The following is an 18,233-nucleotide window of genomic DNA, read 5'->3' on the forward strand; positions in this document are numbered from 1 at the left end:
GGCGCGCGGTGCGGGAAGTTATCTGCCAAGCTTACCCTGGCGCGGCAACGGCCAGAAGCCGCGCGTCGACGCCCGCCTTGCTCCTGTCGGGCCGGTACGCTCAGCGGCGCTGACGCAGATGCCGGTAGACCGTGTTGCGCGCGAGCCCGAGTTCGCGAGCCGCCGCCGATACATTGCCGCTGTGGCGCGCGAGGGTCTCCTCGATGAGCCGCGACTGCCAGACGGAGAGGCGCGCGGGCTCGCGTTCCGTGTCGCTCGCCTGGTCTTCCGTCGAGGCATCGGCGCACGGCTGCGCGCAGTCACTCGCGGGATCGCAATCGTGCATGAGGTCTTCGGGCAGATGCTCCATGTCGATGGCGTCTTCGCCTTCGGCCATGATCGCCGCCGTGCGCAGCGCGCTCGCGAGCTGACGCAGATTGCCCGGCCAGCGGCAGCGCGCGAAGCACGCCCGAACGGCCGGTGTCAGACGCGCGGGCGCGCCCGGCACCTCGCGCCGCACAATCTCGAGCATGCGGGCGACGAGCGGGTCGAGGTCGGTGCGCTCGGCCAGCGCCGGCAGCGTGACGACGAGGCCGTTGATGCGGTAGTAGAGATCCTCGCGGAACGTGCCTTCGGCGATCATCGCGCGCAGGTCGCGGTGCGTCGCGCAGACGATGCGCAAATCCACCGGCACCGCGCGCGTACCGCCGAGCGGCACGACGGCGCGCTCCTGCAACACACGCATGAGCCGCACCTGTTGCGCGAGCGGCATGTCGCCGATCTCGTCGAGAAAGAGGGTGCCGCCATGCGCCTGCGCGATCTTGCCGGCGCTGCCGCGGCGCTTCGCTCCCGTGAACGCGCCGTCCTCGTAGCCGAACAGCTCCGCTTCGATCAGCGTGTCGGGCAGGGCGGCGCAGTTGAGCGCGACGAACGGCCCGTCGCGGCGCGGCGAATCGCGATGCAGCGCCCGCGCGAGCCATTCCTTGCCGGTGCCCGTGCGGCCGAGCACGAGCACCGGAATGTCGCGGCCGCGCACGCGCGCCACGCGCTGCAGGGCGGCGGCGAGCCGCGCGTCGCCGGTGTCGAGGTCGGCGAGCGTGGGCTGCGGCGCGGTGTCGGCGGCGTTGGGCGCTTTCGCCTGGGAGGGCGCGGGCGTGAAGGGCGAGCGGGACGTGTCGGCTACGGCGCTGCGCGCGAACGTAGGGACGCCCGACATGGCCGCGCCGGGCGTGGCGCGCGCGATCACGCGTACGCCGCTTGGCAGTGCGAACGCGAGCGGCTCGCCGCTCGCGCGCATGATCTGCTGCATGAACGCCGCGAACGGCTGACCGAAGAGCGCCGCGAACTCGCGCTGCTGCAGTTCGGCGAGCGGTGCGCCGAACTGGAACAGGGCGCTGCGGTTCGCGCAGAGCAGCGTGCCGTCGGCCGAGAATGCGGCCAATCCTTCGTAGAGCGTACCAATGAATTCGGCGCGCGCATGAAACTGGAGCCGGATGGCATCGGCGAATTCGGTGTTGAACAGATGGTTCTCGATCATCTGCGCCGACATGCGCACGAGCGCGAGCGTGTGCTTGTGAAAACCGCGCGACTCGCCGCTCACGTCGAGCGCGCCAAGCGTGCGCCCATACGGATCCGCGATCGGCGCACACGAGCAGGTGAGGATGTGATTGGCGCGCAGAAAGTGCTCGCCCGCATGCACCGTGGTCGGTTGGCCTTCGACGAGCGCCGTGCCGATGGCATTCGTGCCGCGATGCTGCTCGGCCCACGAAACGCCCGGGCGCAGCGCGACGCGCTGTGCTTTCTCGACGAAGTCGCTGTCGGCGCAGCTATGCAGGATCACGCCGTTGCGATCGGTAAGCAGCACCATGCTCTGCGTATCGACGATCTGCGCGTGTAAGGCGTCCATGACGGGACGCGCCTGGTGATAGAGCGTGCGGTTCGTGTCGATCAGTTCGCGCAGGTCGGCGGCGGCGAGCGCGTCGAAGTCGGGCGCTTCAGTGGCGCGCAGTCCGAGTGCGCGCGAGCGCGCGTGAGCCTGCGCGATGGCGTCCGCGCGGGCCGCGTCGTGCGGCGTGACGGGGCGTCGGGTCACTCGTGTCTCCAGTCGTTTTCGGGCGCTACGCTGCGACGCAACATGGGTGCGCGAGCGGGGCCTCTGGGGCAGTTCATGGTACAGGAAACGCGGCGGCTGCCAATTCGGGTTGAAGCCGGGTTGAAGGCAGCGGTTTCAGCCGCGCGGGCGCCGCATCAACTGCGTCTTGAGTTTACTGGCGCGAGTGCCATGATGAAGGTGAGGGCGCATTTGCGTCGCGCCCCCGCTGAATAGCGGAGTTCGTCATGGTGCACGGCGAATTGAGGATCGTGGTGGCGGTGCTCGCCACGTTCGTTGCGCTCTTTGGCCTCGGGTATGCGATTGACGGATTGATCTTCGACGAAGACAACGTCGTGCTCTCCGGAATGGTGACCGTGGCTCTTGGGGTCGTCGCGTTCGTGGTGATGCTCACCCTGCACCCGAAAGACCTCGAATCTCTCGAACAGCACCGGCATCGCGAATCCTGACGCGCCCGGGTGGCGCGCATGGTGCGATGCGGCAACCGGCGCAGCGCGTTGGCGCAGGGCCGGGAGGAGAGTATCTTTGCGCGCAACGGCGCACGCGCTTGCTGCACCCGCGAAACAGGGCTCGGACGACGCCGCCGCCGGCTATTTCAGGCATGTGACAACGTCGACCTTGCGGGCGGCAGGAAGTCGTCTAAAGTGAATCAAATCAACCTGCGCGAACGTGTAGTTTGCAAGGGTTGGTGTTGATCCGCGCGAGCCGGATCGGGTGTTCTCAGGCACCAGGTTGGGGCAGCCCGAAGGCGGTTGAACGCGGCCTTTTCACCCTCCACCAAAGGCGACCCCCATGCAGATCATGTTTCCGAAAGAGGTGCCCGAGTACTCGGGCCCAGACCTGACCTTGGCGTTTCCGGCGATGATCGATGGCGAGCGGGTGGAGTGTCTGATCACGGCGGCGGCGCTGGAAGATCACTTCGGGGCGGCTTCGCCGCGCGCCGAAGACATGCTCAGCGCGTTCGACCATCATCGCGACCGCATCGAGGCCTGCGCGCGCCGTTTGCTCTCCGAAACACGTGCGCAGTGTCTCGTGCTGCGCAGCGGCTACGTGCGTTTCGTGCAGGCGCACGCCAACGCGTAGTCGACAAAAAAGCGCCCGCAGGACGCGGGCGCTTTCCGTCCAGCTGAGTTTGCTTGCCGCGCCCGTTGGGGCGCGGCGTTCGTTTACGCGGTTGCCGCGTTGCCGCTAGAAGATGGCGGGTTTCGTGTAGCGTTCGGATGCGGCGGAGTCCGTTGCCACGTGGCGGCTCCTGTGTGCAGGGAATCTGACGATAGTTCCCTATCATAAGAAGCACGTGCCGTGCGGGGCAGTGATGCGGCTGGGAAGTTTGATGCTGAGGGGGCGGCAGCGGCGTATCAAAACAAAAAGGGTGGCGCGAAGCCACCCTTTTGCTTTTACGCGTTGCCGAGATAGAAGAACCGGAACAGGAACACGGCGGCGATGATCCACACGATCAGCTTCACGTCGCGCACGCGGCCCGTGAGGAGTTTCAGGCCCGCATACGAGATGAAGCCGAACGCCACACCGTTGGCGATCGAGTAGGTGAACGGCATGGCAAGCGCCGTAAGAGCGGCGGGCACGACTTCGGTGGCGTCGTCCCAGGGCAGATCGGCGAGTTCGCGCAGCATCAGGCACGAGACGTAGAGCAGCGCCGGCGCCGTGGCGTAGCCCGGCACGACGCCCGCGAGCGGCGCGACGAACAGGCACGCGAGGAACAGCACGGCCACGGTGAGTGCGGTCATGCCGGTGCGGCCACCCGCCTGCACGCCCGACGCGCTTTCGATATACGCCGTGGTCGACGAGGTGCCGAGAACCGAGCCCGCGAGAATCGCGGTGCTATCCGCGAGCAGCGCGCGGTTCAGGCGGTGCATCTTGCCGTGCACGAGCAGGCCGGCGCGGTTGGCCACGCCCATCAGCGTGCCGGTCGCATCGAACAGCTCGACGAGGAAGAACACGAGCACCACGTTGAGCACGCCCGTGGAGAGCGCCGCCTTGATGTCGAGCTGTGCGAAAGTCGGCATGATCGACGGCGGCGGCGAGAAGATGCCGTGGAACTGGTTGCCGCCGAAGAAGAACGAAAGAATCGTGACGCCCACGATGCCGATCAGGATCGCACCGCGCACCTTCAGCACGTCGAGCGTGACGATCGCGAAGAAGCCGATGATCGCGAGGATCGTGTGCGGATCGTGCAGGTTGCCGAGCTCGACGAGTGTGGCCGGGCTGCCGACCACCACGCCCGAGGTCTTCAGCGAGATGATCGCGAGGAACAGACCGATACCCGCCGTGATCGACACGCGGATCGAATGTGGAATGCCATTGACGATGGCCTCGCGTACGCGCAGCAGCGTGACGATGAAGAACAGGCACCCGGAGATGAACACCGCGCCGAGCGCGGCCTGCCACGTGAAGCCCATGCCCTTCACGACCGTATAGGCGAAATACGCGTTCAGGCCCATGCCGGGCGCGAGCGCGATCGGGTAGTTCGCGTAGAGGCCCATGACGAGCGAGGCGAGCGCCGCGACGAGGCAGGTCGCGACGAATACGCTTTCCTTCGGCATGCCGGCGTCGCCGAGAATGGCCGGATTCACGAAGATGATGTAAGCCATCGTGAGGAAAGTCGTGATACCGGCGAGCACTTCGGTGCGCAGGTTGGTGCCTGCTTCTTCGAAACCGAAATAGCGTTTGATGGCGTCCATGAAGATCGGGCCCTTGAGAGTCGAGCGGGTTGTTCGCTGCTTGTTGGTGTGGTGTCTTGCGCGTAGTCGGCGCAGGCAGGTCCTTGACGTGCCCATGCACACGCGCGCATGCCGCAGCGCGCGGCTACGGGCGCGATTGTAAACAATTGTCCGTCGAGCGCAGAAAAGCCGTCGTGAGCGTGGAACGGGTACAACAGCGCGCGTTGCTGTAGCAAGCGTGAGAAGGCGCGGCGAATCGCGCCCGTGGCGGGAGGAAATGGACACGACCGCTCGCAGGCGCCGGGCGTTGCTTCGCCTGGTGCCGGGTGACTGCGGCCTGTCCTGCAATCAAGCGATTACTGCTGCATTTGACCGGCGGGAGCGCCATATCCGGCGCCGCCGCGCGCCGCGCGCCGTTGCGCGACGATCGCGCCCGCGCGTTGCGCGTTTTCCGGGTAGTCGATCCAGTCGAGCGGATCGTAGCCCGCCTGCCGCCATTCGATCAGATCCGCCCGGACCTGGGCGCGAGTCAGCGGTTGCGAGGGATCGTACGGTTGGGCCACCGCCGCAGCCGACGCGAAGCAGCACGCTGCGGCGAGGACGCCGAGCGTCACACGCGGAAGGGAGTTCATGGCAAGGCCTTTCGTATTAGGGATAACCCTAAAAGTATAGGCGCTATCTCATTAACTCAAAGGGGGATCGAGGGCTACCCGCGGTGCTTCGAAGCGTCTTGGCGGTTGCTTGCCGTGCGGTAGTCGGTCGGGCGCTGTCCGGTCCATTTGCGGAACGCCCGATGGAACGCGCTCGGCTCCGCGAACCCCACAGCGGCGGCGACATCGGCGACCGGGCGGCCCGGCTCCTGCAGCGCCGCGATCGCCAGGTCGCGGCGCAATTCGTCCTTGATCGACTGGCAGCTGTGGCCTTCCTGGCTCAGCCGCCGGCGCAGCGTGGCGGGCGCCACGTTCAGCTGCTGCGCGATGGCGTCGGCATCGGGCCACGCGGCGACGGGCAGGGCGCGCAGCGCGCGTCGCACGCGCGCCGCGAACGAGCCCGGATTTCGATACTTCACGACGAAGTTGCCGGGCGCGTTGCGCAGAAACGCCCGCGCCGAGCTGGCGGTCTGGATCACGGGCAGTTCGAGAAAACCGGGCGCGAATTCGAACCATGTGGCCGGCTGATCGAATGCCATGTCGTCGCAGAGCATGAGCTGGTATTCGTGCGCGGCGGCGGGCTGCGGGCAGCGAAAGCGCGCCGCGAGAAGCGGAATGCGCCGCCCCACGAGCCAGCACACGAGCCCGTAGACGAGGATGAACCAGGTCGCGTACGCGAACAGGGTGGGCGTGGGTTTGCCCGCGCGGTGCGAGAGCGTGACGCGCACGCGCGTGGCGTCGATGTCGATCTCGCCCGAGAGATCGTCGAGCACGAGCCGCATGAAGTGCACGGCGCGCTGCAGCGCCTGGCGGCCCGTGCTGGCGCCGAGCGCCGAGTGCGTCATGGCGATGAAGCTGCCGCTTTTCATCGCGTGCGAATCCTGGCCGAAGAATTCGTCGTCGAGCGCGCGCGCGATGCCCGACCACAACTGGCCGTATTGCGCCGCACTCACGCGCGCGCCGGGCGCGAGCAGCACGGCCGGCGCGATGCCGGCGGCATCCGTGAGTGGCGCGGTTTCGAGGCCGCCCGCGCGCGCCAGCGCCAGCGTCTCGTTCACGAGGCTCATCGAGATCGTGCCTTTTTCGCTCAGTGTTTGGGTTCTCGCCGGTTGCATAGAACCGCCTCCCAAGGGGTTGATCGCAGCCGACATGGTAAATCCGATCAGCGAGTTTGAGCGTGGCGGGCATCGAATACGGCCGCTCGCGTGCCTACACTTTTCGTAAGCCTTGCCGCCGGGGCCGCATCGCGCCAAAGTGGAAGGCAAGCGCAAGAGACACAGGAAGGGGACACACATGGACGAGTTCTATACCGACGATCAGCGCATGATTCGCGACGCCGCGCGCGACTTTGCGAGCGGGCAACTGGCGCCGAATGCGGCGCAATGGGATCGCGACGGCAAGCTGCCCGACGAGGTCGTCAAGCAACTGGGTGAACTGGGCTTTCTCGGCATGATCGTGCCGCAGGAGCAGGGCGGCTCGTACACCGATTACGTGGCCTACGCGCTCGCCATGGAAGAGATCGCGGCCGGCTGCGCCTCGTGCGCGACGCTCGTGAGCGTGCACAACTCGGTGGGCTGCGGGCCGATCCTGCAGTTCGGCACCGACGCGCAGAAGGACCGCTGGCTCGGCAAGCTCGCGAGCGGCGAGCTGATCGGCGCGTTTTGCCTCACAGAGCCGCAGGCGGGCTCCGAGGCGAGCAACCTGCGCACGCGCGCCGAGCTGCGCGACGGCAAGTGGGTGCTCAACGGCAACAAGCAGTTCGTGACCAACGGCTCGCGCGCGAACATTGCCATCGTGTTCGCCGTGACCGATCCCGACGCCGGCAAGCGCGGCATTTCCGCGTTCATCGTGCCGACCGAAACGCCGGGCTTCAACGTCGGGCCCCATGAGAAGAAGATGGGCATCCGCGCGTCGGACACCTGCCCGATCTCGCTCGTCGACTGTGCGATTCCCGAAGCGAACCTGCTTGGCCAGCGCGGCGAAGGGCTGAAGATCGCGCTTGCGAACCTCGAAGGCGGACGCATTGGCATTGCGGCGCAGGCGCTGGGGATCGCGCGCGCGGCCTTCGATGCGGCGCGTGCCTATGCGCACGAACGCGTGCAGTTCGGCGAGCCCATCATCAAGCATCAGAGCGTGGCCAACCTGCTTGCCGACATGCATACGCGCATCAACGCCGCGCGTCATCTCGTGCATCATGCAGCGCGGCTGCGTACGCTTGGCAAGCCGTGTCTTTCCGAGGCATCACAGGCCAAGCTTTATGCTTCCGAAATGGCCGAGGAAGTGTGCTCGCACGCGATTCAGATTCACGGTGGCTACGGCTTCCTGAACGACTATCCGGTGGAGCGTCACTACCGCGATGCACGCATCACGCAGATTTACGAAGGCACGAGCGAAGTGCAGAGGATGGTGATTGCTCGGCAGCTTTGAAGTGAAGTGAGGAAGACGAAGCAATAAAAAGCGAGCGCTTATGCGCCATAGCTATGCATGGGACCGGAGCAAGTGCATTGCACCAACTCCGGCTCGACAGGAGACGACGATGACCGGGTTCACCCCTTCCGCGCAGGCCTTCATCGACGCACGCGAGCTGCTGCTGCGTCATCGCACCGACTACGCACGCGCGTACGACGAATTCGCGTGGCCGAAGCTCGACACGTTCAACTGGGCGCTCGACTACTTCGACGTGATGGCACGCGGCAACGACAACCCGGCGCTCTGGATCGTCGACGACCTCGCGGACGGCGGCACGCGTTATTCGTTCGCGCAGATGTCGGAGCGTTCGTCGCGCATGGCGAATTTTTTGCGCGAGCAGGGTGTGACGCGAGGCGACCGCTTGCTGTTGATGCTGCCCAATCGCGTCGAACTCTGGGACGTGATGCTGGCGGCGATGAAGCTGGGCGCCATCGTGCTGCCCGCCACGACGCAGCTCTCGCCCGACGACGTGCGCGAACGCGTGGAAACGGGCGGCGCGCGCTGCGTCGTCGTGGACGCCGCCGAACTCGGCAAATTCGATGCACTCGACCCGAGCGTGAAGCGCATCGCGGTAGGCGCGGCGCCCGGTGCGTGCGAAGGCTGGATCGACCTTTCGCGCGCGTACGAAGCGAGCCCCGCGTTCGAACCCGACGGCCCGACGCGCGCCACCGACCCGCTGCTGCTCTATTTCACCTCGGGCACGACCTCGAAGCCCAAGCTCGTCGAACACACGCACGAGAGCTACCCCGTAGGCCACCTTTCGACGATGTACTGGATCGGCCTCATGCCCGGCGACGTCCACTGGAACATCAGTTCGCCGGGCTGGGCCAAGCATGCGTGGAGTTGCTTCTTCGCACCGTGGAACGCGCAGGCCTGCGTGTTCGTCTACAACTACGCGCGCTTCGTGCCGAAAGACACGCTCGCCGCCATCGTGCAATGCGGTGTGACCACGCTGTGCGCGCCGCCCACGGTGTGGCGCATGCTCGTGCAGGAGCCGCTCGCAACCTATGCAGTGAAGCTGCGCGAGATCGTGGGCGCGGGCGAGCCGCTCAATCCCGAGATCATCGAGCGCGTGCGCCACGCGTGGGGCATTACGATCCGCGACGGCTACGGCCAGACCGAAACGACCTGCCAGATCGGCAATTCGCCGGGGCAGCCCGTGGTGGCGGGTTCGATGGGACGGCCGCTGCCGGGCTACCGCGTGGAACTCGTCGATGCCGACGATCAGCCCGCAAGCGAGGGCGAAATCGCGCTGCCGATTGGGCGAGATTCGGCGCAGCGTCCGCTCGGCTTAATGACGGGCTACGCGAACAACGCGAAGGCGAGCGAATACGCCATGCGCAACGGCTACTACCACACGTCCGATGTGGCCTTGCGCCGCGACGACGGCTATTACGTCTACGTGGGCCGCGCTGACGACGTGTTCAAGTCGTCCGATTACCGCCTGAGCCCGTTCGAACTGGAGAGCGTGCTGATCGAACACGAGGCGATCGCCGAGGCGGCGGTCGTGCCGAGTCCGGACGAGCTGCGCCTGTCCGTGCCGAAGGCCTTCGTCATCGTGCGTCAGGGCTTCGAGGCGGGCCCCGAACTCGCACGCGAGGTGTTCCGCTTCTCGCGTGAAAAGCTCGCGCCGTACAAGCGCATTCGCCGCCTGCAGTTCAGCGACCTGCCCAAGACCATCTCGGGCAAGATCCGCCGCGTCGAGCTGCGCCGGCGCGAAATGGAGCGCAGCGCCGAACCGGCGCGTCAGCCCGACGAGTATTGGGAAGAGGATTTCCCCGAGCTGCGCTGATATCCACACGGAGTCCGAAATGATCGAATTCGAGTACGCGCATGAGGGCGCGGTGGCCCTGCTCACGCTTTCGCGGCCGCCCGCGAATGCCTTTACAGTCGACGGCTTGCGTCAGCTGCAGCAGGTCATCGAGGCGTTCGACCGCGAGCCGCAGGTGCGCGCGGTCGTCATCACCGGCAGCGGGCCGAAGTTCTTCAGCGCGGGCGCCGACCTCAACGCCTTCGCCAGTGGCGATCGCGAGGTCGCACGCACGGCGGCGAGCGCGTTCGGCGCGGCATTCGAGGCGCTGCAGAAGGCGCGGCCCGTGGTCATCGCGGCGATCAACGGCTATGCCATGGGCGGCGGCCTGGAGTGCGCGCTTGCGTGCGATATCCGCATTGCCGAAGAGCATGCGCAACTCGCGCTGCCCGAGCCTGCCGTGGGGCTGCTGCCCTCCGGCTGTGGCACGCAGACCTTGCCCTGGCTCGTGGGCGAAGGCTGGGCCAAGCGCATCATCCTTACGGGCGAACGCGTGGACGCGCAAACGGCCCTGCGCATCGGTCTCGTGGAAGAAGTCGTCGCAACCGGCGGCGCGCGCGAGGCCGCGCTCGCCATGGCCGCGCGCGTGGCGGGCTTGAGCCCGCAGGCGGTCACCTTCAGCAAATCGCTGATCCATCAGGCGCGCGACGGCGTGCCGCGCAGCGCCGCGCTCGCCGTCGAGCGCGAGCGCTTCGTCGATCTGTTCGATTCGCCCAACCAGCGCGAGGGCGTCAACGCGTTTCTGGAGAAGCGCAAGCCACGCTGGCACATTGAAACGGAGAACTAGGCAATGAATGCAACACCCGCTTCCGCCCAGGCTGCAACGGAAGCCGAACAGGACGTGCTGTTTCGCGTGGTCAATCGCGTGGCGATCGTCACGCTCAACCGGCCCGCTGCGCTCAATGCGCTTTCGCACGCCATGGTGCGCGAGCTGGCTGTGCTGCTGGAACGCGTGCGCACAGACGACGGCATCGTCGCGCTCGTGCTGGAAGGTGCGGGCCCGAAAGGTTTTTGCGCGGGCGGCGACGTGCGCGCGATCTATCGGCTCGCACGCGAGAAAGCGCGCGAAGGCGCGAATGGCTGGCAACAATTCTTCGTCGACGAATATCGCCTCGACTACGCGTTGCACACGTTTTCCAAGCCGCTCGTCGCCCTGCTCGACGGCGTGACGATGGGCGGTGGCATGGGTCTCGGCCAGGCGGCGGCGCTGCGGGTGGCGACTTCGCGCACGAAGATCGCGATGCCGGAAACGCGCATCGGGCTCTTGCCCGATGTGGGCGCGACGCACTTCCTCGCGAAGATGCCGGTGGACATGGCGCTTTACGTGGGCCTGACCGGTGCGATGCTCAGCGGCGCGGACGCGCTGCATTGCGGTCTTGCGGATGCCTGCGTGCCGGGCGAATGGCTCGATGGCTACGAGGCGCGTCTGCTGGCGGCGCAATGGTCGGGCGATGTGCATGCTTCGTTACGCGAAGTATTCGTCGCGCCGTGTCACGAGGCTAACGATGGTGCGCTCGCTTCCTTCACGCCGCTCATCGTGCGGCACTTCGACCGCCGTCTGCGTGTCGAGCAGATCGTCGCATCGCTGCGCGCCGACCTCGAACGCGAACACGCGCAAGCCGAACGAGCGTGGCTCGAAGCCACACTCGAAGCGCTCACGCGCTATTCGCCGACGATGCTCGAAGTCACGCGCGAAGCGCTGTTGCGAGGCCGCCAGATGACGCTCGCCGAGTGCTTCCGCATGGAGCTTGGCATCGTTGGCCGTGCGATCGAAGAGGGCGACTTCTGCGAAGGCGTGCGCGCGCATCTCGTCGACAAGGATCGCAAGCCGCGCTGGGCGCCCGCCACGCTCGTCGAGGTGCGGACCGAACGCGTGCAGCATTTTCTTGCGTCGCCGTGGCGCGGCGAGGCGCATCCGCTGGCGGACCTCGGCGCATAACGGTTCAGTCGGAAGACTCGCGCGCCGACGGCTCGCGCAGGGCGGCGAGGCGCAGTTCACGTTCGGCGCCAACTGCTGGCGTGCCGTGGGAGGGGCCCTGCGCACGCGTCAGCAGCCGCAACGTGGCGACCGAACCTGCCACGGCGAGCAGCAACGGAATCGCAAGATCGTGATTCGCGTGAGTGAATTCGAGAATCAACACGGTCGCGGTGATGGGCATCTGCATCGAGGACGCGAGAAACGCACCCGCGCCGACGATCGCAAATGCACCCGGCGACAGACCGGGCCACACATGGTTTACGAGCCCGGCGATCACGATGGCGAGCAGTGCGCCGTTCGCGAGCCCTGGCGTGAGCAGGCCGCCCTTGGCGCCTGCGCGCAACGTGGTCGTCGTGATGAAGACGCGCAGCACGAGCAGCGTCGCCGCGAGGCCAATGCCGAGATTGTCGTCGAAGCTCAGGCCGGCCGCGCCCTTGCCGTTGCCGGGCAACTGCGGAAACCAGACGGCCAGCAGGCCAATGCCCGCGAAATTGACGAGCGTGTAGAGCGGCATCCGCCAGTCTTTGGGCGAGGCGTCGCGCGCGCGGCTCGTCAGGCGCGCGAAACCGTGCGCGGCTGCGCCGAACACCGGCCCGCAGAGCACCGACCACACCACGAGCTGCGCATTGATGCCGTAGGCGGGCACGTGGTATTGCTGCGCGTCGCCGAGACCGATCCATGCGATCACGGCCGCAATGGCCGAGGTGCTGATCGCCGGCACCGCCACCGACCAGCCGAACGTGCCGAGCAGCACTTCGAGCACGAACATCGCGCCGCCCAGCGGCACGTTGTAGACAGCCGCGAGCCCCGCGCCCGCGCCGCACGCGATCATCACGCGGCGCTCCGCGGCGGTGAGGCCGGTGCGCTTCGCGAGCCAGCTCGCAAACGCGGCGCCGATCTCGCGCGGCGCGACTTCGCGCCCGAGCGGCGAACCCATCGCGACGGTCACGATCTGCAGCAGCGCGTGCACGGTGGTCGCAAAAATGGGCATGCGCTTGCCGCCCGGCTTGATCGCCGCGCTGATGCTCACGAGCGGGCGCGCGTAGCGATAGAGCGCCCACCATCCCCCTCCGGCGATCAGCCCGCACGCCACGAGTACCGCCACGCGCCGCGAGGGCGCGGTATCGGTCACGCCCTGCAGAAAGCTCTCCTCGCCGATGATGTGCCCCGCGCCGTAGCCGTAGGCGACGTGCTGGATCGCATGCAGCAGCAGCGCGAGCAGCATGCCGGAGAGACCCGCGCCGATGCCGGTGAGCACGGTCACCATCGCCAGCGTGACGAGCGGGCTGCGTGGCGGCGGACGAACGGCGGTGGCGCGCGGGCGCGGCGCGGGTTGGGGCGCGGGTTGGTGCGGGAAGGATGACACGGCGGCAAGACAGGCGTGGGAGTCGCCAGGCGACGGGCTGGCGCCCATTGTAGCGAGGGCATGGGGGCGGCGCGTCGAGCACGTTCAGCGCGCCCGGCACGTCCCCCCCAAGGTTCGGCAAAAGCGAAAACGCCCGCCGCGCGTCACGCGGCGGGCGTTCGAATCGATGCAGCGCTTACAGGTAGCTGCAAACGTAGTCGAGCGTCTCGACCACTTCGATGTCGAAACGGCTCTTGCCCGGCACGGAGAAAGACTCGCCGGCGCCGTAGGTCTTCCACTCGTCGGTGCCTTCGAGGCGGATGCGGCACTGGCCGGCCTGCACTTCCATCAGTTCGGCGGCGTCGGTGCCGAAGTTCAGCGTGCCCGGCAGGATCACGCCGAGCGTCTTGCGTGAGCCGTCGGCGAACAGCACGGTGTGCGACACGCACTTGCCGTCGAAGTAGACGTTGGCGCGTTTGATTACGGAAACCTGGTCGAATTGTGCTGCTGCCGTCATGGCGGTCTTCCTCTGTCTTCGTGAATGGAACCGGGCGCCGGGACGACTTCTCGTCCGGGGCGAGGCCGCCATCATACCGGCAGTCGGGCGCGGCGGGCGCATGGCATCGCCGTACAGCCATTCGGTTTGCGAATTGGATATTTACAAACAAATGACCAGTTATTACAATCGCTATCACAAATGAGAATCATGCGCATTTGCAACTACGACAATTCGCCGACCAACTCGCCTACTCATGTCCGTCCATTTCCCGACGCGGATGCGCGCCATCGCCTCCGTCGCTGCGCTCTATTGCTCCGGTTTCTTCGCATCGCCGCTCGTTCACGCGCAAACCGCGCCCGCCGCCGATAGTCCTGCCGCCGCGAGTGCAGCGGCAGCACCGCCCGCATCGTCTACTGCGGCCACGGAAAGCACGCTGCCCACCGTGAAGGTCGTTTCGGCGCCTTCCGAGATGCAGACCAAAACGCTCGGGTCGTACAAGTTCACCGCGCCGCTCATCGACACGCCGCGCTCCATCACGGTGATTCCTGAGGAGGTGCTCAAGCAGAAGAACGTCACGACGTTCCAGGACGCGCTGCGTACGGTGCCCGGCATCACGTTCCTGGGCGGCGACGCGGCGGCGAATCCGTCCGCGGACCGGCCCGTGATTCGCGGCTTCGAGTCGCGCAACTCGATCTTCGTGGACGGCATGCGCGACTCGGGCGTGCAGAACCGCGAAACCTTCGATGTGCAGAACATCAGCGTCATCAAGGGTCCGGACTCGGTGTATGCCGGGCGCGGGTCGGTAGGCGGCAGCATCGACATCACGACGAAAACGCCGCAGGCCGACAACTTCATCAACGGCAGCGTGGGCCTTGGCACCGATAGCTACAGGCGCGCCACCATCGACTGGAACCAGACGCTCAACGACACCACCGCGTTCCGCCTGAACGCCATGGGCCACGACGCCGACCAGGCGGGCCGCACCGATGTGTACAGCAAGCGCTGGGGCGTGGCGCCCTCGATCGCGTTCGGCCTGAACACGCCGACCACGGTCACGGTGAGCTACTACCACCTGAACACCTACGACATGCCCGACTTCAGCGTGCCGTTCCGCTCGACGGGCGGCACGCCGGTGTCGTCCAACCGCGGCCAGTTCTACGGCCTGAACTCGCGCGACTACCGCTACGGCCAGACCGATACGGGCGAAGTGAAGGTGGAGCACCGCATCAACGACGCGTGGAAGATCAAGAACACCACGATGTTCGGCCGCTCGACGCTCGACTACGTGGCGACCAATCCGCAGTTGACGAACGCGACCTCGAACATCCTCAGCCTGCAGGCCAAGAGCGGCAAGTACGCGACCAACAGCGTCGCGAACCAGACCGAGGCAAACGGCAAGTTCGAACTCTACGGCATGCGCCACACGTTCACGGCGGGCGTGGAATTCAGCCACGAGCAGGACCTGTACGAGGGCTATCTCGTGACCGATTCGGCGGGCAACAACATCCGCTCGGGCGGCCCGTGCTCGGTTGCGTACAACTGCGCGTCGATCAACAACTGGAACCCGAATAACCCGTGGACGGGCAGCATCGTCCTCAATGGCGACAAGAGCTTCCCGGGACCTGCCACGCATACGCAGACGAATATCGCTTCGGCGTACATGTTCGACAGCGTGCAGCTTTCCGAGCGCTGGATCTTCAATGCGGGCCTGCGTTTCGACCGCTACGACGTGAGCGCGCAACAGGCGGGCGTAGCCGATCTGTCGAACACGTCGAATCTCTTCAGCTACCAGTTCGGCCTCGTGTTCAAGCCCGTGCCGACCTTGAGCCTCTATGCGTCGTACGGCACCTCGGCGAATCCGCCGGGCTCGAATTCGGGCCTTGGCGGCGGCACGGACCAGATCACGGCCACGAACAAGGACCTCGCGCCCGAGCGCTCGCGCAATATCGAAGTGGGCGCGAAGTGGGACGTGCTCGATCAGCGCCTCTCGCTCACCACCGCGTTGTTCCAGACCGACAAGACGAACGCGCGCGTGAGCGACGGCCTGGGCGGCACGATCAACGCGGGCTCGCAACGCGTGCGCGGCTTCGAGTTCGGTTTCGCGGGCAACGTGACGAACAAGTGGTCCGTGTTCGGCGGCTATTCGTATCTCGATGCGATCACGACCGATGCCGGCCCGGCGAGCCCCACGCTCTCCGGCTTGCCGATGGTGATGGTGCCCAAGCACAACTTCACGCTGTGGACGAGCTACGACGTGCTGCCAAAGCTCACGGTGGGTGCGGGCGCAACGGTTTCGAGCCTGACGTATGCATCGGTTTCGGCGACGTCGCGCAAGTGGACGCCGGGCTATGCGCGCTTCGATGCTGCGGCGACGTGGCGTGTGTCGAAGAAAATCGATCTGCAGCTCAACGTGAACAACATCTTCGACAAGGCGTACTACCAGAGCGCGTATCCGATCTACGCAACCTGGGCGCCGGGCCGCTCGGCGGTGGTGACGGTGAACTTCTATCAGTGATCGTGCACGCCGCTAACGTCGCTTTCGGCGAGGCATGAAAAAAGGGGCGCTCGCGAGGAGACGCCCCTTTTTCGTGGCCTGCGAGAATCAGCGCAGGGTCACTCCGGCTTCACCGCCACCGAAGCCTCGGAGGTCAGCATCATGAACGTGAAACTCTCCTGCAGATACAGCTTCACGCTCTTGTCGTCATGCGACGAATAGCCGATCGATACGTCCTGCCCGAGGTGGAACGCGAAATCGCCGCCACGCGTGCTCAGGATCGCGCCGCCCTCGATGGCCGGCGCCCAGATGATCTCGCCATTCACGAGGCGGCGAATGTGCTCGAGAATCGGATAACCCTGGTCGCTCGCTTCGCTCACCGCCGTGTACGCATCGGAGCCGAGCAGCACCGCATACGGGCCGTCCACGCCTTGCAGGCGCAACTGTTCGAGCGCCTTGGCGATGACCGTCGGGTAATCGGCGATATCGGCGGGCATCGGCAGGATCGGGTTCGACGAGCCTTCGCGGATGCCGGTGATCTGCGCGGCCTTGTAGCCGTCGAAAATCGCGCGGTCTTCCGCGAACGCGAGGCGCGTGGCCGCGTCCTTGGCCGGCTGCCAGTCGGAGTCTTCGGCGCCGCGCTCCACGTCGTCGATGGCTTCGCGCGAAAGTTCGAACGGCACGCGCAATTCCACGATCGCCTTCACTTCGCGCTGGCGCGCACGGATGCCTTCGAGCGGCGCTTCGATGCCGTTCTGGTGGCCGGTGCCGACCGCCGCGAGCGCGGGGCCGCCGGGGCCCTCGACGTCCACGACGCGGCGGCCCGCGAGCGAGCGCTTGAAGGTGCGCGCAACTTCTTCTTCGATTTGCGACCACGCGGCCGTGGAAATGGGCGCCAGCTCGCGATGGAGGTTATTCATACCGGGGTGCTCCTTTGAGGGATCCGATGGCGAGCGAGCCGTCCGCGCTGGGCGCGGCGGCAGACTCGGTTTCTGTTTCTGATGTGTTGGCGGCGCTCACCTCGATGGTGGGCGCGGCGCCCGGGTCGACTTCGGCGACCGCTTCGAGCAGCGTCTGCGACGGCACGAAGAAGAGCCCCCCTGTGACGGCGCGGCTGAAGTCGAGCAGCCGGTCGTAGTTGCCGGGCGGCAGGCCGACGAACATGTTTTCGAGCATCTGTTCGATCGGCTCGGGCGAGCGCGCGTAGCCGATGAAGTAGGTGCCGAATTCGGCCGAACCGGGCCGGCCGAACGGCATGTTGTCACGCAGGATCTTGATCTCGTTGCCCGCGTCGTCTTCGAGCGTGGTGAGCGAGCTGTGCGACCAGCTCGGCTTCACGGCTTCGTCCAGTTCGATGTCCTGGAGCTTGGTGCGGCCGATGATGTGCTCCTGCGCCTCCACGGAAAGCGCGTTCCAGCCTTTCATGTCGTGCATGTACTTCTGCACGAGCACGTAGCTGCCGCCGCAGAATTCGGGATCTTCGTTTTCGCCGATCACCGTGAAATGGACGGCTTCGTTGCCGGTCGGATTCTCGGTGCCGTCGACGAAGCCGATCATTGCGCGCATGTCGAAGTTGCGAAAGCCGTGCACTTCGTCCACGGTCGTGACCGCGCCTTCCAGGCGCGTCATGAGCTGGGTGGCCAGCTCGAAGCACAGGTCGGTTTCGTCGGCGCGAATATGCAGCAGGATGTCGCCGGGCGTGGCGATGGCCTTGCGCTCGCCCGTGCCGAATTCGCGGAACGGGTGCAGCCCGGCCGGGCGCGGCTCGCCGAACAGCTTGTCCCATGCGTCGGACGAAAAGCCGACCACGCACGACAGATTGCCGGCGGGCACGCGCTTGCCGACCGCGCGCACGAGGTTGGCGACGTCGGCGCACCAGGCGCGTACGGTGGCGCGGCTCGCGGCGTCGTCGTTGACGGTCGCGACGATGAAGAAGGCATTGCGCGTGACGGCGCTGGAGACGGACTGCGGTTCCTGCGTGAGAGAGGCCGGCGTCATGATGTGGGGTATCGCTCGTGAGTCCAGAGTCGGTTTGGGTTTTGCTGCGCCCGCATAGTTTAGCCAAAGTCGGGGAAAACGGCCGTTTGCAGGCGAGTGGGTGCCGTGCGACGATAGTCATCGTGATGATCGACGTGCCCTGATGGGCAGGCCGGAGTAAGCGCTAAAGCGCTAACTCCGGATCGACAGCTTTGCATGGGACCGGAGTAAGCGCTGAAGCGCT

At 66.3% G+C, this 18,233-nt stretch carries 15 protein-coding genes; 7 read left to right on the forward strand and 8 right to left on the reverse strand.

Features of this window, described 5'->3' with window-relative positions; all coding sequences use genetic code 11:
- Nucleotides 1-100: 100 nt before the first annotated feature.
- A complete protein-coding gene (locus AB4Y36_RS06005; protein WP_368682533.1) occupies nucleotides 101-2,071 on the reverse strand; it encodes a sigma-54-dependent Fis family transcriptional regulator in 1,971 nt (656 codons plus the stop codon).
- 245 nt (nucleotides 2,072-2,316) lie between these two features.
- Between AB4Y36_RS06005 and AB4Y36_RS06010 the strand changes: the two genes are divergently transcribed.
- Together AB4Y36_RS06010 and AB4Y36_RS06015 are read left to right on the forward strand one after the other, a co-directional pair.
- Nucleotides 2,317-2,538, forward strand: a complete 222-nt coding sequence (locus AB4Y36_RS06010; protein ID WP_069261733.1) for a DUF2964 family protein — start codon at nucleotides 2,317-2,319, stop codon at nucleotides 2,536-2,538.
- Between the two features lie 343 nt (nucleotides 2,539-2,881).
- Complete coding sequence (locus AB4Y36_RS06015; RefSeq protein ID WP_069261734.1) at nucleotides 2,882-3,172, forward strand: DUF1488 domain-containing protein; 291 nt, start codon at nucleotides 2,882-2,884, stop codon at nucleotides 3,170-3,172.
- Nucleotides 3,173-3,486: 314 nt separating this feature from the next.
- Here the strand turns inward: AB4Y36_RS06015 and AB4Y36_RS06020 are convergent, their stop codons facing one another.
- The 3 genes from AB4Y36_RS06020 to AB4Y36_RS06030 form a co-directional block, all read right to left on the reverse strand.
- The gene (locus AB4Y36_RS06020; RefSeq protein WP_069261735.1) at nucleotides 3,487-4,788 is read right to left on the reverse strand and encodes an NCS2 family permease; all 1,302 of its coding nucleotides are present in this window, start codon (nucleotides 4,786-4,788) and stop codon (nucleotides 3,487-3,489) included.
- 335 nt (nucleotides 4,789-5,123) lie between these two features.
- Nucleotides 5,124-5,399 (reverse strand): DUF4148 domain-containing protein, encoded by a 276-nt coding sequence (locus AB4Y36_RS06025; RefSeq protein WP_069261736.1) that lies wholly within the window; start codon nucleotides 5,397-5,399, stop codon nucleotides 5,124-5,126.
- A 74-nt stretch (nucleotides 5,400-5,473) separates the two neighbouring features.
- Nucleotides 5,474-6,532, reverse strand: a complete 1,059-nt coding sequence (locus AB4Y36_RS06030; RefSeq protein ID WP_368682534.1) for an AraC family transcriptional regulator — start codon at nucleotides 6,530-6,532, stop codon at nucleotides 5,474-5,476.
- Nucleotides 6,533-6,710: 178 nt separating this feature from the next.
- Between AB4Y36_RS06030 and AB4Y36_RS06035 the strand changes: the two genes are divergently transcribed.
- The 4 genes from AB4Y36_RS06035 (at nucleotide 6,711) to AB4Y36_RS06050 (ending at nucleotide 11,635) form a co-directional block, all read left to right on the forward strand.
- On the forward strand, nucleotides 6,711-7,844 hold the full coding sequence (locus tag AB4Y36_RS06035) for an acyl-CoA dehydrogenase family protein (protein WP_368616663.1): 1,134 nt from the start codon (nucleotides 6,711-6,713) through the stop codon (nucleotides 7,842-7,844).
- Nucleotides 7,845-7,953: 109 nt separating this feature from the next.
- Nucleotides 7,954-9,678 (forward strand): AMP-binding protein, encoded by a 1,725-nt coding sequence (locus AB4Y36_RS06040; protein ID WP_368682535.1) that lies wholly within the window; start codon nucleotides 7,954-7,956, stop codon nucleotides 9,676-9,678.
- Between the two features lie 19 nt (nucleotides 9,679-9,697).
- On the forward strand, nucleotides 9,698-10,483 hold the full coding sequence (locus AB4Y36_RS06045) for an enoyl-CoA hydratase (protein ID WP_368605742.1): 786 nt from the start codon (nucleotides 9,698-9,700) through the stop codon (nucleotides 10,481-10,483).
- Between the two features lie 3 nt (nucleotides 10,484-10,486).
- Nucleotides 10,487-11,635: an enoyl-CoA hydratase/isomerase family protein gene (locus tag AB4Y36_RS06050; protein ID WP_368682536.1), complete on the forward strand. Its 1,149-nt coding sequence runs from the start codon at nucleotides 10,487-10,489 to the stop codon at nucleotides 11,633-11,635.
- Between the two features lie 4 nt (nucleotides 11,636-11,639).
- Here AB4Y36_RS06050 and AB4Y36_RS06055 read toward each other — a convergent pair whose 3' ends face one another.
- Complete coding sequence (locus AB4Y36_RS06055; protein ID WP_368682597.1) at nucleotides 11,640-12,941, reverse strand: chloride channel protein; 1,302 nt, start codon at nucleotides 12,939-12,941, stop codon at nucleotides 11,640-11,642.
- 274 nt (nucleotides 12,942-13,215) lie between these two features.
- Nucleotides 13,216-13,536 carry a pyrimidine/purine nucleoside phosphorylase gene (locus tag AB4Y36_RS06060; RefSeq protein WP_342946715.1) on the reverse strand — a complete coding sequence of 107 codons (321 nt, stop codon included), beginning with the start codon at nucleotides 13,534-13,536 and terminating at the stop codon, nucleotides 13,216-13,218.
- Between the two features lie 235 nt (nucleotides 13,537-13,771).
- Between AB4Y36_RS06060 and AB4Y36_RS06065 the strand changes: the two genes are divergently transcribed.
- Nucleotides 13,772-16,033: a TonB-dependent receptor gene (locus AB4Y36_RS06065; RefSeq protein ID WP_368682537.1), complete on the forward strand. Its 2,262-nt coding sequence runs from the start codon at nucleotides 13,772-13,774 to the stop codon at nucleotides 16,031-16,033.
- 98 nt (nucleotides 16,034-16,131) lie between these two features.
- On the opposite strand, the gene AB4Y36_RS06070 is transcribed toward AB4Y36_RS06065, so the two are convergent.
- Together AB4Y36_RS06070 and AB4Y36_RS06075 are read right to left on the reverse strand one after the other, a co-directional pair.
- On the reverse strand, nucleotides 16,132-16,932 hold the full coding sequence (locus tag AB4Y36_RS06070; RefSeq protein WP_368682538.1) for a family 1 encapsulin nanocompartment shell protein: 801 nt from the start codon (nucleotides 16,930-16,932) through the stop codon (nucleotides 16,132-16,134).
- Nucleotides 16,925-18,010: a Dyp-type peroxidase gene (locus tag AB4Y36_RS06075; RefSeq protein WP_368682539.1), complete on the reverse strand. Its 1,086-nt coding sequence runs from the start codon at nucleotides 18,008-18,010 to the stop codon at nucleotides 16,925-16,927. Before AB4Y36_RS06075 ends, AB4Y36_RS06070 begins: the two co-directional genes overlap by 8 nt.
- Nucleotides 18,011-18,233 lie beyond the last annotated feature (223 nt).

Origin of the sequence: Paraburkholderia sp. BR10936 (assembly GCF_040965735.1) — a bacterium.
Lineage (GTDB): Bacteria > Pseudomonadota > Gammaproteobacteria > Burkholderiales > Burkholderiaceae > Paraburkholderia > Paraburkholderia nodosa_A.

Coding starts and splice junctions, on each gene's coding strand:
- AB4Y36_RS06015 (WP_069261734.1), top strand. CDS start 2,882: ATGCAGATCATGTTTCCGAAAGAGGTGCCCGAGTACTCGGGCCCAGAC.
- AB4Y36_RS06025 (WP_069261736.1), bottom strand. CDS start 5,399: ATGAACTCCCTTCCGCGTGTGACGCTCGGCGTCCTCGCCGCAGCGTGC.
- AB4Y36_RS06070 (WP_368682538.1), bottom strand. CDS start 16,932: ATGAATAACCTCCATCGCGAGCTGGCGCCCATTTCCACGGCCGCGTGG.
- AB4Y36_RS06065 (WP_368682537.1), top strand. CDS start 13,772: ATGTCCGTCCATTTCCCGACGCGGATGCGCGCCATCGCCTCCGTCGCT.
- AB4Y36_RS06030 (WP_368682534.1), bottom strand. CDS start 6,532: ATGCAACCGGCGAGAACCCAAACACTGAGCGAAAAAGGCACGATCTCG.
- AB4Y36_RS06075 (WP_368682539.1), bottom strand. CDS start 18,010: ATGACGCCGGCCTCTCTCACGCAGGAACCGCAGTCCGTCTCCAGCGCC.
- AB4Y36_RS06045 (WP_368605742.1), top strand. CDS start 9,698: ATGATCGAATTCGAGTACGCGCATGAGGGCGCGGTGGCCCTGCTCACG.
- AB4Y36_RS06040 (WP_368682535.1), top strand. CDS start 7,954: ATGACCGGGTTCACCCCTTCCGCGCAGGCCTTCATCGACGCACGCGAG.
- AB4Y36_RS06010 (WP_069261733.1), top strand. CDS start 2,317: ATGGTGCACGGCGAATTGAGGATCGTGGTGGCGGTGCTCGCCACGTTC.
- AB4Y36_RS06020 (WP_069261735.1), bottom strand. CDS start 4,788: ATGGACGCCATCAAACGCTATTTCGGTTTCGAAGAAGCAGGCACCAAC.
- AB4Y36_RS06055 (WP_368682597.1), bottom strand. CDS start 12,941: ATGGTGACCGTGCTCACCGGCATCGGCGCGGGTCTCTCCGGCATGCTG.
- AB4Y36_RS06050 (WP_368682536.1), top strand. CDS start 10,487: ATGAATGCAACACCCGCTTCCGCCCAGGCTGCAACGGAAGCCGAACAG.
- AB4Y36_RS06035 (WP_368616663.1), top strand. CDS start 6,711: ATGGACGAGTTCTATACCGACGATCAGCGCATGATTCGCGACGCCGCG.
- AB4Y36_RS06060 (WP_342946715.1), bottom strand. CDS start 13,536: ATGACGGCAGCAGCACAATTCGACCAGGTTTCCGTAATCAAACGCGCC.